This window comes from Lactiplantibacillus sp. YT640 (genome assembly GCF_049745435.1).
GTDB lineage: Bacteria > Bacillota > Bacilli > Lactobacillales > Lactobacillaceae > Lactiplantibacillus > Lactiplantibacillus plantarum.
Genome location: NZ_JBMNVY010000003.1, coordinates 60,145 through 75,276 on the forward strand (window position 1 = coordinate 60,145; position 15,132 = coordinate 75,276).

A 15,132-nucleotide genomic window follows, 5' to 3' on the forward strand; every position below is an offset into this window, starting at 1 on the left:
TAAAAAAATATCCTTCAAGGCAAGCTTGAAGGGTATTTTTAATCAATCAATGATTAGTTTTCATCATTGTTGCTTTCAGCATTCTTCAATTCGTCACCGATCAAATCACCTAAAGTGAAACCAGTTGATTCTTCAGGAGCATTAGCCGTTGAACGTTCGCTAGCAGTCCGGTTGTCCCGGTTGTTGTTACGACGACGGTTATTGTTACTCCGACGTTCTGGTTGACTTTCGTTGTCATCGTCAGCAGTTTGTGGCTTTTCTTCCAAAGCTTTAATTGATAAAGCTAACCGCTTTTCGTCTGGACGAACGTCTAAGACTTTGACTTTGATTTCTTGACCAACTTTTAAGACATCGTTTGGTGTTGCAATGTGTTGGTGTGAGATTTGTGAAATGTGAACTAACCCTTCAACACCAGGGAAGACTTCCACAAAGGCACCAAAACTCGTCAAACGCTTAACTTTACCATCAAGTACAGCCCCTTGTGGTGCTTTTTCTTCAATACCATCCCAAGGTTCTGGTAAGGTTGCTTTGATTGATAATGAAACCCGTTCGCGGTCAGCATCAACGGATAAAATCTTAACCGTGACTTCTTGACCAACCTTCAATACATCAGCAGGCTTTTCAACCCGTTCGTATGAGATTTCTGAAACGTGAACCAAACCATCAATTCCGCCGAGGTCAACAAAGGCACCGAAGTTCGTCAAACGAGCAACTTTACCTTCAACGACATCACCAGCTTGTAAGGTCTTCAAAGCTTCTTCACGCTGTGCTTCGCGTTGCTTTTCAACAACGGCACGGTGTGACAAGATCAAGCGATTTTCGCTAGGTTCAATTTCAATAATCTTAAGTTCAAGTTCTTGGCCTTTATAGGCATTTAAGTCTTCAACATAATGATCATCAATCATTGAGGCAGGGATGAAGCCACGAACACCAGCGTCAACGACTAACCCGCCCTTAACAACTTGCGTTACCGGAGCTTTAATCGTATGACCTGCTTCGTATTCTTTTTCAACATCGTCCCAAACTTTGCGAGCTTCTAACCGACGATGTGACAGTAAATAACTGCCGTTTTCCTTGTCGCTGCCAATTCGAGAAATGACAACCAAGTCTAATACATCACCGACTTTAGCGGCTTCGTTGACATCGTCAACCCGTTGTGTTGAGAGTTCCTTCAAAGGAACGACCCCTTCAACACCGGTACCTTGGATACCAACAATTACTTGTTTGTCGTCGTCGATTGCTAAGACTTCACCCTTAACAACGTCACCGACGTTTACTTCTTCAACGCTGTTTAAAGCGTCTAAAAGTTCATTTTTCTCTTGGCTGTTTTCGTTTTCACTCATGCAAATTTCCTCCTGTCAACAATAACTCTAACCTATATCATAGCTGAAAATGCAATGAAAAGCTAGCTAAAAGCATTAAGTTAATGCAATTAGATTGTTGAACTTTGTTTTTTTGTAATAATTTTGGCAATGGCAGCAACAACTTCATCGATTGACATTGGCGTCGTATCAACAAGTGTGGCGTCCGTTGCTTGTGTTAATGGTGACACTTTACGCGTTGAATCTTTGTGGTCACGTAATTCAATCTCAGCCTGTAGCTGAGCCAAGGGCGTGTCGATCCCTTTTTTTACATTTTCGGCGTATCGACGCTTAGCCCGTTCAGCCGCTGAAGCAACTAAAAAGATCTTAACTTCAGCATTTGGCAATACCGTTGTCCCGATATCACGACCGTCCATCACGATCCCACCTGCATTGGCCATCTCTCGCTGTTGCTCAGTTAAAATCGTACGCACCTGTGGTAACGCCGCAATCGTCGAGACGTTATTCGTCACGTCTGGTTGGCGTATCGCCGCCGTAATATCTTCCTGATTAGCAAAAACCAGTTGATCCGGCTCGCCGGGTTTAAAACTGATCTTGAGCGACTTCATTGCCGTAATCACAGCCGCTTCGTCTGCTAAATCAACGTGCTGTTGCATTGCCCAGTACGTGACTGCCCGATACATGGCACCAGTATCCACATAAATATAGCCAAACCGTTTTGCAACGAGTTTGGCTACGGTACTCTTGCCAGCTGAAGCCGGACCATCGATGGCCACCTGTAATGCTTGCTTAGCCATTAACTAACCCCTCACAATCTGAAAAAATCGTGTATTAACGGACACGTAACCGTTGACCAGCCGAAATCGTTGCATCAGATGATAACCCATTTAATTCCAATAGCTTATCCACTGAGATTCCAGCATTCGTAGCGACCCGATAGACCCCTTGACCGGCTTCTACCGTGACGTACTTAGTCCCTGAAGATGATTCTGAGGAGCTACTACTACTGCTAGCGCTGCTGTCGTCAGTACTCGCACTTTCTTCCGAGCTGGCAGCAGTAGAACTAGCAGCCTTGGAACTGGCAGCTTTAGAGCTAGCCAAGGCTAGGCTACTACTTTTAGCAGCCGCCTTTTTCGACGATGCGGCCGCCTTCTTCTTGCTAGCAGCAGTCGATGACTTACTGGCAGCAACACTGGCCGATGACTTCTTCGAGCTCGAACTAGCAACTTGTTCAGTCTGTTGCGGATTATTAAGCGAATTCTTTTTCACCAAGAAATAACCAATTGGTGCCAAAGCAAGCAACAATATTAGTACGACTAACACGGTCGTTAGCGTAGAGTTGCTACTGTCTTGTTTTCGTTTTTGAGTTCGCGATAAATTGCCCGAGTCATCCCGATCGTCTTCAAAAGTTTTGTCCCACGGCTTATCCGCTTGGGATTTGTCATTATCATTTTTTTGACTCATAGGGTGTTCCTCCTCAAAAAACTTTCAACCAATATTGTAACATAACCCGGAATCGATTTCTTTAAGAATTTGGTAAAAACAATTGAGCTAAGTGCTGATCCCACGACATTATCGTGGCTGTTGACTCATCATGCGTCGCCATCAACCCTAACGCAGCCAGCGGTAGTGGTTCACCAGCCAACTGACAACACTGATCTGTATGGGTAACAGCTGGCTCACCAAAGTAAGTTAACATCACGGTCCGATGACAAGTTGTCGTTTGGACGTAACCCATGAGCGCCCGCAATTCACGTTCCTTAGCTGCTTGGCGATCAGCAAAAATCGTTGCCACGGTCGTTGGGGGAGTTCCTTGTAGCCAGTATGACTGCAAAACCTTACTACGATCATCAGTCGGTGGCTGCTGCGCTTGATAACGGCTATAATCTTGCTGAATTTCATTGGGAGTCGCAGCCGTCAATTCGTTCAAATTCCGCACCAGGTTTTCGTCACCTGGTGCGTACAACATAATCGCCATCGCCTGCTGACCATCACGACCTGCGCGCCCAATTTCTTGAACATAGTCGGCCAAAGTCGTCGGTAAATGATAGTGGATCACTAAGCGAATATCAGCTTTGTTGATACCCATTCCAAAAGCAGATGTAGCACAGATCACATCCAATTGTCCTGCCATGAACTGCTGCTGGATCTTGAAACGGTCATCGGTCGCTAAGCCGGCATGATAAGCCGCGACCCTTAACGTGGTTGTCGTTCGTAGCCATTCCGCTATCAAATCAGTTTGCCGCTTGGAAGTAAAGTAAACGATGACTGGTCCGCGCGCACTCGTCACTAAATGTTGCAAGGTCGCGCGTTTACTAGCTTCATCATTGACCTGTTCGACTGCTAAGTAAATATTAGGACGATTAACCGAATATAAGACTTGCTGGGCATCTGGAACGGTTAATTGTGTCAAAATATCTTGTCGAACGCGTTGTGTAGCCGTTGCCGTGAGCATTAGCGTTGTCGGTGCCTGTAACCGTTGTCGAATTTGACCCAGGCGACGGTAGTCAGGGCGAAAATCTGGTCCCCAAGTTGAAATGCAGTGGGCCTCGTCGATAACTAATAACGCCAGTTGCACTTGCATCAGCGCTGTTTGAATAATGTCTTGACCCAACATTTCCGGCGAAATGAACAAGAATTTAAGCTGTCCTAAATGATTCAGCAGATACTGGCGAGCACCATAATCTAGTTGGGAGGTCAAAGCAGCAACTTGCTTTTCGCCTTGATAGTTTAAGCGAGCCACCTGATCTTGCATCAAGGAAATCAGCGGTGAAACCACCACAACTAGCCCGGGTAGTGCGGTCCCGACGAGTTGATAGATCAATGATTTGCCGGTCCCAGTTGGTAACACTGCCAAGACATCTTGACCTGCTAATAATTTCTGAATGACGGCTAGCTGCCCGGGGCGAAATTCATCGAAGCCATATTTCGTTTTCAACAGCTCATATAATTCATCTTCTGACATGCTGACACCTCATAATCTGAAATAGCCGAAATTCAAAAAAATCTAGCGTGGGTAGCGCAGCTTGGGCCTCTTGGAATGACCAGTTTGCAATGTCGGACTGGGCTGCAAAGATGGTGGTCAACTGCTGAGTTAATTCATGATTCAACACCATTTCAAACGGAAAATCAGGCGACCAAATCGCCACCTCCAACAAGTGCTCCCGTACCGTACTCATCTTTAAGTGCCGCGTCTGCGCAATTGCTGCAAGTTGCTGGGTCTTCAAGAAAGCTTGGTAAGTTTGCTCAGCGCTTTGACTGATGGCACTCGCTTGAGTGAGCACTGACAACAACTGGGCAAATGGATCACGCGGGTGTCGCTGAATCCAAGCAATCCATTGGCATATCACGTCCGTGTGCATCAAGCTCGCCTCCCAGGGTTGCCGACCTAATTGTGCCGCTAATTGCTCATTAGTCAGTCCCGGTTCTTGATACCCCGTTATGCCTTGAACAAACACCGTTGGTAACTCTGGGTCTGCCAAACTCGTCAAGAAGGCAGTCAAGGCCGCATGAATTTGCTCGCCAAGTTCCACCTTCGACTGCTGACGTAACCATTGTTTGACCTGGGCCTGAATCCCCGGATCAGTCGTCACCGGATAGTAATGGCGATTATGATGTACGAGTTCGGAAACGACTTGTAGGGCTAGCTGACTGACGATTCTAAATCGGCGGACATCAGTGGTTTGAAACACTTCAAAATTTTGGGGCATGTATAAAGTCTGCCGGAGTTTGGCTTGCCGTTGTTCCCCCGTCTGCGTTAATTGCCAGCATCCCGTGGCCGTACTCGTCAATTGACCGTTTTCAGTCAAAGCCGCAGTTGCTGCCATGAAATCTTCCAAGGGAACCTCGTGGCAACTGTCGAGCAAATCCAAGTAGCCGGCAGTTAACCCCGCAAAAAGCGTGGAGACCGTACGGCGACCGCGCAAGACATTGAATAGGCCCTTTGCTCGTCGCGGCGTTGTACTGAATAACAATAAAACGTAGTCTGTAAACACGCTAAGGCCTCCCTTAAGTCTTGCTGTTGTGATTGTTAATTGCGCACTAAATGTGCCAGTTTTTAAATTAAGTCGTGATCAGCCCAAATTTACGTGCGTCAGTGTCGCTGACAGTGACCCGCGACACAGCATAGCGACCGACAGCTTTTTAATCTTTCTAAGCCTTGATCGAAGCTTCAAATTTATCAACTTACTGCCACATTAAAGCTCATGGATAACCATCCGCCAACCGGCAGTGTGCGTCTTTAAGAATATCACGGTGGCACCAATATAAAAAGGCAGTCACCCTGCAGTTACGCAATTAGTGACCACCCACATTATTTTAACGACTTAAATTAAATTCGGCTCATAAGCTGATTATGGTTGCCTAACCACTTAGCTAATCGCTGATAGACCAGCCAGAAGACGTTACCCACTAGCAATCCCTTGATCAAGTTAAATGGAATGACTGCCACTAACACCACTGTATTCAGCGACATGCTGAGCTTCATACCCATTACTTGCAAATAGAATGGCAGAACAAACGTTAAGTTAGCCAACGATTCAATCACCACCAGGCCGATTGTGGCGACCACAATCGCCACAGGCATCCGCCACTTGGGATTGCCCCGATAGTAACGAAGTACTAATGCAAATGCTAAAATCAATACTGCCGTACCTAAAAAACTAGCAAAAGAACCGATTAAGTCATAGATGGCAAAGCCCATCATGGCTGAATGTAGGAGCAGTTTGATGATAGTGATGACAAACGCGCCCCCGACACCAAAGAGAAAGAGACCAATCAGAATTGGAATATCCGAAAAATCAATCTTCATCCATGGCGCTACCGGTAAAATCGGAAACTCCAGTAACATTAAAATATACGCAATGGCACCGAGTAAGGCTATGCCCACTAGTCGGTGTAACGTTGTATGTTGCATAACGCACCCTCCTATGGGTCATCTTCAATGAACCGCATTACCATTTGTTCAACTAAAAAAGTCCGCCCGATCACACTAACTGTCATCTGGGGGCGGACTTACTTGCAACGCTTGGCAAATAAGCTCGATCTTCTTTATACCAGACTTTACTGTCGACTTTGGAATTGCACCAAATCACTATGCACACGCATAGGTCGCGGGTTATTACCGCCGGTCGGGAATCACACCCTGCCCTGAAGATGAACCAATATTTATTTTTACAAATTCATTTTAACGGCTTTCATTCAAAAATGCAAGCGCTATCGTTCACCTTTTAACTTACTAATTTCAATCGGCTTCAATTTACGGTATTCGCCCGGTTGTAAACTTTGCAAATCGAGAACCCCATAACGTTCACGTTTCAACTTAGTCACTGGGTGACCCACTGCAGCCAACATCTTTTTCACCTGGTGGTTATGACCCTCGTGAATCGTTAGTTGGACCAGCGCATTATTCTTCTTGTGATCACTATCTAACAAGTTCGACTTCGCTGGAGCTGTCTTACGGCCATCGATTTCAACACCCAAGCGCAATTGCTTGAGATCAGCATTGGTTGGTACCCCTTCAACTTTGGCCAAATAAGTTTTTTTGACTTCGTACTTCGGATGAGTTAGCCGATTAGCGAGAGCCCCATCATTTGTCATGATCAACAAACCTGAAGTATCGTAATCCAAACGTCCCACCGGATAGATTCGTTCCGGTACGTCTTCAAAGAAGTCTAATACCGTTTTACGGCCCTTCTCATCATGAACAGTTGTAACGACCCCCCGCGGCTTATAAAATAAATAATACACGAGTTTTTCTGCATTCAATGGCACGCCATCAACCTCGACATGGTCACTAGGTTCAACCTTTACACCGAGCGTGGTGACCGTCTTCCCATTCACCTTAACGTGACCAGACGTGATCAACACTTCTGATTTACGCCGCGAAGCGATGCCCGCTTCCGCCATTACCTTTTGTAATCGTTCTGCCATTATTCATCCTCACGTTCTGCTTGTAATTTATCCTGAAATGCATTTAAAAAGAGGTCTGTCTCTGGTGCCGGATGCTCAGCGTCACTTAAAGCAGCTAAGTCAATCGCTGGTAAGTCATCCAAAGACTTTAGCCCAAAATAATCTAAGAACAGTTCCGTCGTTCCGTATAAAATTGGTCGTCCCGGCTCACTTAAACGCCCCGTCTCAGTAACTAGTTGTCGCAAAACCAGCTTTTGAATCGTTGACCCACTGTGTACGCCACGAATCTCATCAATTTCAATCCGCGTCAAGGGTTGCCGATACGCAATGATTGCTAACACTTCCAACGATGCTTGCGACAAACTCGTGGTGAGTGGTGCTTCAAAGTAGCGCTTTAACACCGGCGCCACCGCGGCCTTAGTTGCTAGCCGGTAAGTATTCGCCGTTGATAAGATCATTAGGGCACTGTCTGGGTCGGCTTGATACTTCGTGGCCAGTTGTGTGAGCATCGTTGTAATCGCCGGCTTAGCAAACCCCGTGGCGTGCTCGATTTCGGCGACCGTGATGCCCTCATCGCCAGCCACAAATAATAGTCCTTCAATTTGTTCAATGTTCGTCATGCTGTTCATCCTGTCGTAAATATAAATGAATCGGACTCAGTGGCTCAGCTTGCTGCAGCGCCACTTGATCCTGCTTGGTTAATTCTAACACAGCCATAAAGGTTGTCACTAACATTTCATCGCTGGCACTAACCGTAAATAGGTCGGCAAAATCCAGTCCTTGTGGTTGATGTTGCAATTGCGTCGTAATTTGTGTCATCCGCTCATCAATGTTGATGGTTTCAGCCACAACCGTTTTCGTTAGTGGCCGTACCCGCCGCCGTTTAGCCACTAATTGCCGAAAAGCCGCTTGCAGATCATCTAATGTAATCCCCGCAGTCAGCTTGGGCGCACTCAGATCAGCTGGTACTAACATCGCTTCACGCGTAAAATGCTGATGGCGCGCCTGTTCTTTTTCTCGCAATTCACCAGCGGCTTCCTGATAAACCTTGTAAGCCAACAGTTCAGCTACAAGTGAGTCACGAGGATCATCGTCCTCATTATCTTCGTCCATCTCATCTGGTTCAGGCTGTGGCAATAAGAAACGGCTCTTGATCGTCATCAAAGTCGCAGCCATAACCAAATAATCACCAGCAATATCTAATTTTAGCGCTCGCATAGAGTGTAAGTAATCCAAATACTGCTGCGTAATTGCCGCAATTGGAATATCATAAATATCCATCTTGTTTTGGCGGATGAGGTGCAACAGCAAGTCGAGTGGCCCCTCAAACTCCGAAATCTTAATGGTGATTGGTTGTTGTTGGTTGTTTGTCACGATTACGCTCCCACGCGCCAATGATCGGCGCCATTTCTAAAGTTCCCATGACCCGTTGCTTGGGATATAACGCGGCCAACTCATCCAACATTTGATACTGGTTGGCCGCCGTCCGTTCCTCGGGTGATAATGAATCGTGATGCAGTAGAATAAAGTCACTGCCGACTTCAATGCCGATAATACCACAGAAATCGCCGTCACCTTGCCGCCATAGTAATAGTTGGTGGTCTTCCGTTGACTGATACCACTGCATCTCAGTTTGTAGATGAATTAGGTCCTTAAAATCTGGAATAAATGACAGTAGCCCCATTGCTACCTTTTCATAATCCTTCCGATATTTAACGAGCACGGTATTGCCTCCCTTGACTGCTTGATTCCGCACCGCATCTATGCCCGCGGATGATATTTATTATAAACCTCAGCTAGGCGTTTTTTCGAAATATGCGTATAAATTTGAGTCGTCGAAATATCGGCATGCCCTAAAAGCTCCTGAACGACACGCAAGTCCGCACCATTTTCTAAGATGTGAGTCGCAAACGAGTGGCGCAACGTATGCGGCGTCACGTTTTTTTCGATGCCAGCCGCCTTGACTTCTGCCTTCAGATTTTTCCAAACCCCTTGCCGACTTAATTTACCACCGTGATTATTAATAAACAAATAGCTATTCCGGCGTTTGGCAGAGACGAGTTTGGGCCGAGCCGTTTTTAAATAACGGGTAATAAAATCAATGGCAACATCACCGATAGGAATGATCCGCTCTTTATCACCCTTACCGATTGTTTGAATCAATCCCAAGTCTAAGTGCAGATCATCCATCGTTAAATTAATTGTCTCGCTGACTCGCAGACCGGTCGCATACATCACTTCTAACAGAGTTCGGTCTCGTAATCCTAACGGGGTATTCAACTTGGGCACCGCTAGCAACCGTTCGACCTCGCGTGGTGACAATACTTGCGGTAAATGCTGCGCCCGCTTAGGCGTGTCGATTTTTAGCATCGGATCAGTATCGATAGCGTGCATCTGTGCTAAATATTGAAAAAACTTACGTAAACTAGAAACACTGTGAATGATTGTATTTCGCGATTTACCAGCCTCATCTAGATACTGTAAATAATTCAATAGGACGTACCGATCAACCACCCGATAGTCCGTGATTTGCTGACTCATCAAGTATTCGCTAAACGTAGTCAGGTCCTGAGAATAACTCTTAATCGTATTCTCAACTAACCCCCGTTCAACACGCAAAAAATGCAGGTAATCAGCAAGCTGGTCCTGCATTTTTTGATCAATCGTCGGCTTGCTCATCCGCATTTTCCAGTAACTTGATCTCGCCTGGTTGTTGACTGATCAAGCGTTGCTTCAAGAGATTACCCACAGCGCGCTTAAATTGTGATTTGCTGATACCAAAGTAATTCCGAATATCATCGGGATCACTCTTATCCCAAAATGGTAGCGCGTGGTCAGCTTGATGTTGCAATGCTGCTAATAACATTTGGGCATCATCGCCAATTTCTTCGTATCCCCGCGGCTTCAAGGACAAATTCAATTCACCATCGCGCAAGAAACCAATGACCCGCGCCTTGACGTGTTGCCCCATGCGTGGTTCCTGTTCACGTTCTGACGGATGAACAAAGCCCAGATGATTGTCATCTGTAATAACCGACGTACCGGCCATCTTCAAACGAAAAACGGTCGCCATGGTATCCGTATTCTTAACTTGAGCCCGGTCATATGGCTTGGCAATTGCTTCAAAATCCGTCAATTCTGCCAGCGTCGCCCATAGCCGTTGCTTATTGTCACGGGCTAACTTAACGTATAAACGATCATCTTTTTTAGGCCATAGTCGACTGATGGTCGGTAATTCGTCTAATGACACCACCAAGTCCTTATTTGGTAAACCAACATCGACAAAGACACCCAGATCATGCCGCGTCCGGACAACCGTTCCCCACACAAAGTGATCAAACGAAATTTCCGGGACGAACCGCGTCATCTGCAGATGATGGTCTTCATTCTCATAAACAAAACCTTCGTAAAGCCCGCCAATGTGCAATGGCTTCTCTGGTTCAGTTTTATCGACCCACAACGTCTGTCCATCAATCTGTACGAAGTATGCTTCATCGTTTTCATCGGTTACCTTCGCCGTAACCACTGTTCCAATAATACTATCCATGTGATAACTCCTCTAATATATCCGTCTATAAATATCAACGGATGGTTCTTTTAAATTACTGTAAGCTCAAATGCAAGACTTGAATAATGCAATAGGTTATACCAGCCGCAATAATTGGCCCGGCCGCGATTCCCTTGAGCAAAACAACACCCATAATGGTCCCGAATACTAATGCCACGGTAATCTCTGGTGTCGCTGACAAAAGCCCGACACCGTGAAATGAGAGCACTGAAACCAACACTCCACATGCAACCGCAATCCAGCCAACTGGCGACTTAAACGCATGCCAAAGGTCCCGAAATCCAATCTGACCAGTCGCAATCGGAATTAAAATTGCGACGGTAATCACCGTCACACCCCAATTGATTCCCTTCTGACCAATCGTCGTCAGCAATTTACTCGTATTAGGAATCAATTTGATAAGCAACACAACCACGGTCGCAATTTGTAAGGACTGATTTTTTCCTAACCATGCCACCACTAAAATCGCTAATAAAAATAACCAACTTTCCATACGACACCTCACGTGTTATCAATTGTAACTGAAAATGGCCCGAATTACGAGGGGTGTTGGTCGTTACTCACCAATTTCACTATCCCCCCCTGATCAATAACCGATTCCTGTTCTTTAATTTAGGCGGGAACAGGGTTAAAAGGTGCCAAATCGTTTGGATTCCAGCTCGTCAGCAAGGTTCGTCCTATTCCGACTTACGGGGCTGGGTGACAATTGCCGGAACGTAGCCGACGTCGATTTGAGCTCACGCAGCAACCCACTGCGCAATCTCAAATACGAGTCTTATTCTAGGCCGGAAGCAACCCACTTCCAGCCAAGAATAATTTGGCTACTGAGCATTGTCACCCAACCCCTCCAGTCGGTAAGCCAGTCGAATGGCTGATGAACGACCACCTAACTTGTCGCTGAACGGGTTTACTACTTAGAATTTTGAACATGCGTTAATGCTGTCTCAATTGTTTTGGACACCTCAGTACTAATACGGTGGAATTAGAAATAATCGTACAATCACAATTATATTATCAAACTAACTGTTGTATGATAAAATCGCTGTTTTAAAATAGCAACATCTAATTCGTTCAATGCTGGGTCCACCCATGTCGGCCATTCGCATACTATCACGACTGGAAGGCGTTTCGGCCAATGCTCAGCGGTGAAATTCCACTTAGTAAGCGTTTTTGGCTTGGTTAGTGGAAGACCAGTATTTAAGACGTGGTCTTCGGCTTAAATCTGTGTCCACCGCGTTCCAGCAATTGGCCGAAATGCCTGGAAGTCGGTATAGGGCGCCGCTAGCTAAGTAAATTTCCGCTAAGTAGATCTTTTTCCAGCGGGCTTAAGCTGGATCATTTGACGTTGACGATTTGGCACCTTTTAACCATGTTTCATACTAATTTAACTGGGAGTGAAGCACTTTATGTAATATAAAAAGCCGCCGCAAAGCGACGACTTTTCAATATCAAATTAGATTTGATCTTAAAGGGCGTTTGAAGCACCGCGGTATACAAGGCCACGACGTGAATCAACTGTGATCAATTGACCATCAGCAATAACACTAGTAGCGTCCTTAACACCAACGATAACAGGAATTCCCATTGAGATACCAACAACAGCAGCGTGTGAAGTTAAACCACCGTTTTCAACAACTAAAGCACTAGACTTTTCGATTGCTGGTAAGTAGTCTTTGTCAGTCGTCTTAGTAACTAAGACGCCACCTTCAACGGCCTTGTCGATAGCTTCTTGAGCAGACGTTGCGATTACGGCTTTACCGATAACCGTTTCATCACCGACACCTTGACCATCAGCTAACTTAGAACCAATTAATTGGATCTTCATGATGTTAGTCGTACCGCGTTCGCCAACTGGCACACCGGCAGTGATCAAGATTAAGTCGCCTTCCTTGGCAAAGCCAAGTTCAACAGCCTTAGAAGCAGCTAAATCAAACATGTCATCAGTGGTTTCTGGTTTTTCAGCCACGATTGGTTGAACACCCCAGTTAACCATTAAGCCACGTTGCGTCCGTTCGTCAAAAGTGATTGCTAAGATATCAGCATTTGGACGGTACTTCGAAATCATCTTAGCAGTGTAGCCAGATTCAGTCGCAGCAACAATCGTCTTAATGTTCAAGTTCTTAGCTGCCCGAGCAATCGCAATACCGATTGTTTCAGTAACACTAGTCTTGTCGAAACGGTTTAATTGTAACGTACCGTTTTCAGCCAAAGTGTTTTCAGCCTTTTCGTCAATCTTAGCCATCATGGCAACAGATTCAACAGGGTAAAGACCGTTAGCACTTTCACCAGAAAGCATCGTTGCGTCAGTACCATCAAAGACAGCGTTGGCAACGTCAGAAGCTTCGGCACGAGTAGGACGTGGGTTTTCTTGCATTGAGTCTAACATTTGAGTAGCCGTAATAACAGGCATACCTAAAGCATTACACTTCTTGATTAAACTCTTTTGTACCAATGGCACATTTTCAGCAGGAATTTCAACACCCATGTCACCACGAGCAACCATCAAACCATCACAAACCTTAAGAATTTCATCGGCGTTGTCGATACCTTCTTGTGATTCGATCTTAGGGAAGATTTGAACGTGTTCCATGTGCTTTTCTTCAAGTAATTCACGAATGTCTAAGACATCTTGTGGCTTACGAACGAATGAAGCAGCGATGTAGTTGATTTCATGATCCAAACCAAAGCGAATATCACTTGAGTCTTTTTCAGTGATCCCAGGTAAGTTGATTGAAACGCCAGGAGCGTTAACACCCTTACGTGAGCCTAAAACGCCGGCGTTTTGAACAGTTGTAACCAATTCGCGGTTAGCTTCGTCCTTTTCGTCGATCTTCATATCTAATAAACCATCATCAAAGAGGACATGGCCACCTACATGAACATCATCATAGAGGTTCTTGTAAGTAACGGCAATCTTATCATGGGTCGTATCTAATGAATCATCCATGGTGATACGAACCTTGTCACCGATCTTGTATTCAGATTTTCCGTTAGCTTGAACGGTCGTCCGAATTTCAGCACCCTTAGTATCAAGCATGATACCAACGGTCTTACCCGTAATCTTTTCTGCTTCGTGAACTTTGTTTAAGCGATCTAAATGTTCTTCATGATCACCATGTGAAAAGTTAAAGCGGAAAATATTTGCGCCGGCTTCGATTAATTTAACAATAGTGTCAGTATCGGTGCTGGCAGGACCAAGTGTTGAAACAATCTTGGTTTTTTTCATAAGAAAAATCTCTCCCTTGAAAGTTTTTATAAAAAGACATTAACGTCATTTTTATCAAATTAAAATAAGAACTAACATGCCATGATTACTTGAATGAAATTTCTTCATTCAACTTATCTAATGACACTTCAACGTCATGCTTAGATTCAAATAAATCTAAGATGTTGTGGTTGACTAATTGGTTGTTTTGAATCCCAACCGCTAAGCCACCCTTGCCGGCAAGCAAGAGTTCCACAGCGTAGGCACCCATCTTGCTGGCCATGACACGGTCTTTAGCAGTTGGATTCCCACCACGTTGCATATGAGCAATGGTATTCCCACGAGCATCAAAGTCACCATATTCGGATAACTTCTCAACAAACTCCTGGGCACCCATCACACCTTCGGCTAACACGATCAAGTTGCTCCGATGACCATTGGCCCGGTTATGCTTAATCTTGTTGGCGATTTCTTCCATGTCCCAATCAACTTCGGGGACCACAATAGCAGTCGCGCCGATTGAAACACCGGACCATAAGGCTACGTCACCAGCGCCACGACCCATAACTTCCACAACGAAAGTACGGTCATGACTATGAGCCGTATCATAAATCCGGTCAAGGGCTTGCACGTTGGTGTTGACAGCAGTGTCAAAACCAATTGTGAAGTCCGTGTAAGGAATATCATTATCGATCGTCCCTGGAAGACCAATCGTGTTGTAGCCGTGTTCCGTTAAGCGCAATGCGCCATGGTAAGAACCGTCGCCACCGATAACAACTAAAGCATCAATCCCAAACCGCTTCAATTGTTCGATCCCTTTTAATTGACCTTCTTCATGGGCAAATTCTGGATAACGTGCGGAGTATAGTAAAGTTCCGCCGCGTTGAATCACACCATCTAAGTCGGCTGCTTCTATTTTGTGAATGTCACCGGCAACTAATCCAGCAAAGCCGTAATTGATGCCGTATGCTTCCAACCCTTCAGCCATTGCTTTACCAGCAACTGCACGAACGGCCGCATTCATACCAGGAGCGTCGCCGCCACTGGTTAAAATACCAATGCGTTTCATTTTTTCACCTCAGGCAATAAATTGAGTTCGTAACTCCATAAGTGATTCTAACACTTTT

Annotated in this window: 15 protein-coding genes and 1 riboswitch; all 15 genes read right to left on the reverse strand. The window is 45.4% G+C overall.

The window, feature by feature from the left end; all coding sequences use genetic code 11:
- Positions 1-53: 53 nt before the first annotated feature.
- Complete coding sequence (gene rpsA / locus ACOV1R_RS03100) at positions 54-1,343, reverse strand: 30S ribosomal protein S1 (RefSeq protein ID WP_003640589.1); 1,290 nt, start codon at positions 1,341-1,343, stop codon at positions 54-56.
- A gap of 89 nt (positions 1,344-1,432) precedes the next feature.
- On the reverse strand, positions 1,433-2,119 hold the full coding sequence (cmk, locus tag ACOV1R_RS03105; RefSeq protein ID WP_003640590.1) for a (d)CMP kinase: 687 nt from the start codon (positions 2,117-2,119) through the stop codon (positions 1,433-1,435).
- A 34-nt stretch (positions 2,120-2,153) separates the two neighbouring features.
- The gene (locus ACOV1R_RS03110; protein ID WP_003640591.1) at positions 2,154-2,786 is read right to left on the reverse strand and encodes a LysM peptidoglycan-binding domain-containing protein; all 633 of its coding nucleotides are present in this window, start codon (positions 2,784-2,786) and stop codon (positions 2,154-2,156) included.
- Positions 2,787-2,847: 61 nt separating this feature from the next.
- Complete coding sequence (locus ACOV1R_RS03115; RefSeq protein WP_015380394.1) at positions 2,848-4,287, reverse strand: RecQ family ATP-dependent DNA helicase; 1,440 nt, start codon at positions 4,285-4,287, stop codon at positions 2,848-2,850.
- Positions 4,274-5,317 (reverse strand): helix-turn-helix domain-containing protein, encoded by a 1,044-nt coding sequence (locus ACOV1R_RS03120; protein WP_054519091.1) that lies wholly within the window; start codon positions 5,315-5,317, stop codon positions 4,274-4,276. Before ACOV1R_RS03120 ends, ACOV1R_RS03115 begins: the two co-directional genes overlap by 14 nt.
- A gap of 335 nt (positions 5,318-5,652) precedes the next feature.
- Positions 5,653-6,237: a Gx transporter family protein gene (locus tag ACOV1R_RS03125; protein ID WP_003644438.1), complete on the reverse strand. Its 585-nt coding sequence runs from the start codon at positions 6,235-6,237 to the stop codon at positions 5,653-5,655.
- 123 nt (positions 6,238-6,360) lie between these two features.
- A riboswitch (FMN riboswitch) is annotated at positions 6,361-6,482 on the reverse strand.
- Positions 6,483-6,536: 54 nt separating this feature from the next.
- Positions 6,537-7,253, reverse strand: a complete 717-nt coding sequence (locus ACOV1R_RS03130) for a pseudouridine synthase (RefSeq protein ID WP_003640595.1) — start codon at positions 7,251-7,253, stop codon at positions 6,537-6,539.
- A complete protein-coding gene (gene scpB, locus ACOV1R_RS03135) occupies positions 7,253-7,852 on the reverse strand; it encodes an SMC-Scp complex subunit ScpB (protein ID WP_003640596.1) in 600 nt (199 codons plus the stop codon). The genes ACOV1R_RS03130 and scpB overlap by 1 nt, the downstream gene beginning before the upstream one ends.
- Positions 7,839-8,606 (reverse strand): segregation and condensation protein A, encoded by a 768-nt coding sequence (locus ACOV1R_RS03140; protein WP_003640597.1) that lies wholly within the window; start codon positions 8,604-8,606, stop codon positions 7,839-7,841. Before ACOV1R_RS03140 ends, scpB begins: the two co-directional genes overlap by 14 nt.
- Positions 8,572-8,955, reverse strand: coding sequence for a hypothetical protein (locus ACOV1R_RS03145; protein ID WP_003644440.1), 384 nt, complete (start codon positions 8,953-8,955; stop codon positions 8,572-8,574). Before ACOV1R_RS03145 ends, ACOV1R_RS03140 begins: the two co-directional genes overlap by 35 nt.
- Before the next feature lie 38 nt (positions 8,956-8,993).
- The gene (gene xerD, locus ACOV1R_RS03150; protein ID WP_003644441.1) at positions 8,994-9,884 is read right to left on the reverse strand and encodes a site-specific tyrosine recombinase XerD; all 891 of its coding nucleotides are present in this window, start codon (positions 9,882-9,884) and stop codon (positions 8,994-8,996) included.
- 7 nt (positions 9,885-9,891) lie between these two features.
- Positions 9,892-10,779, reverse strand: coding sequence for a CvfB family protein (locus ACOV1R_RS03155; protein ID WP_003640600.1), 888 nt, complete (start codon positions 10,777-10,779; stop codon positions 9,892-9,894).
- Between the two features lie 55 nt (positions 10,780-10,834).
- Positions 10,835-11,293 carry a DUF441 domain-containing protein gene (locus ACOV1R_RS03160; protein WP_003640601.1) on the reverse strand — a complete coding sequence of 153 codons (459 nt, stop codon included), beginning with the start codon at positions 11,291-11,293 and terminating at the stop codon, positions 10,835-10,837.
- Between the two features lie 972 nt (positions 11,294-12,265).
- A complete protein-coding gene (pyk, locus tag ACOV1R_RS03165) occupies positions 12,266-14,026 on the reverse strand; it encodes a pyruvate kinase (protein WP_003640603.1) in 1,761 nt (586 codons plus the stop codon).
- A gap of 85 nt (positions 14,027-14,111) precedes the next feature.
- Positions 14,112-15,074, reverse strand: coding sequence for a 6-phosphofructokinase (gene pfkA / locus ACOV1R_RS03170; protein ID WP_003640604.1), 963 nt, complete (start codon positions 15,072-15,074; stop codon positions 14,112-14,114).
- Positions 15,075-15,132: the final 58 nt, after the last annotated feature.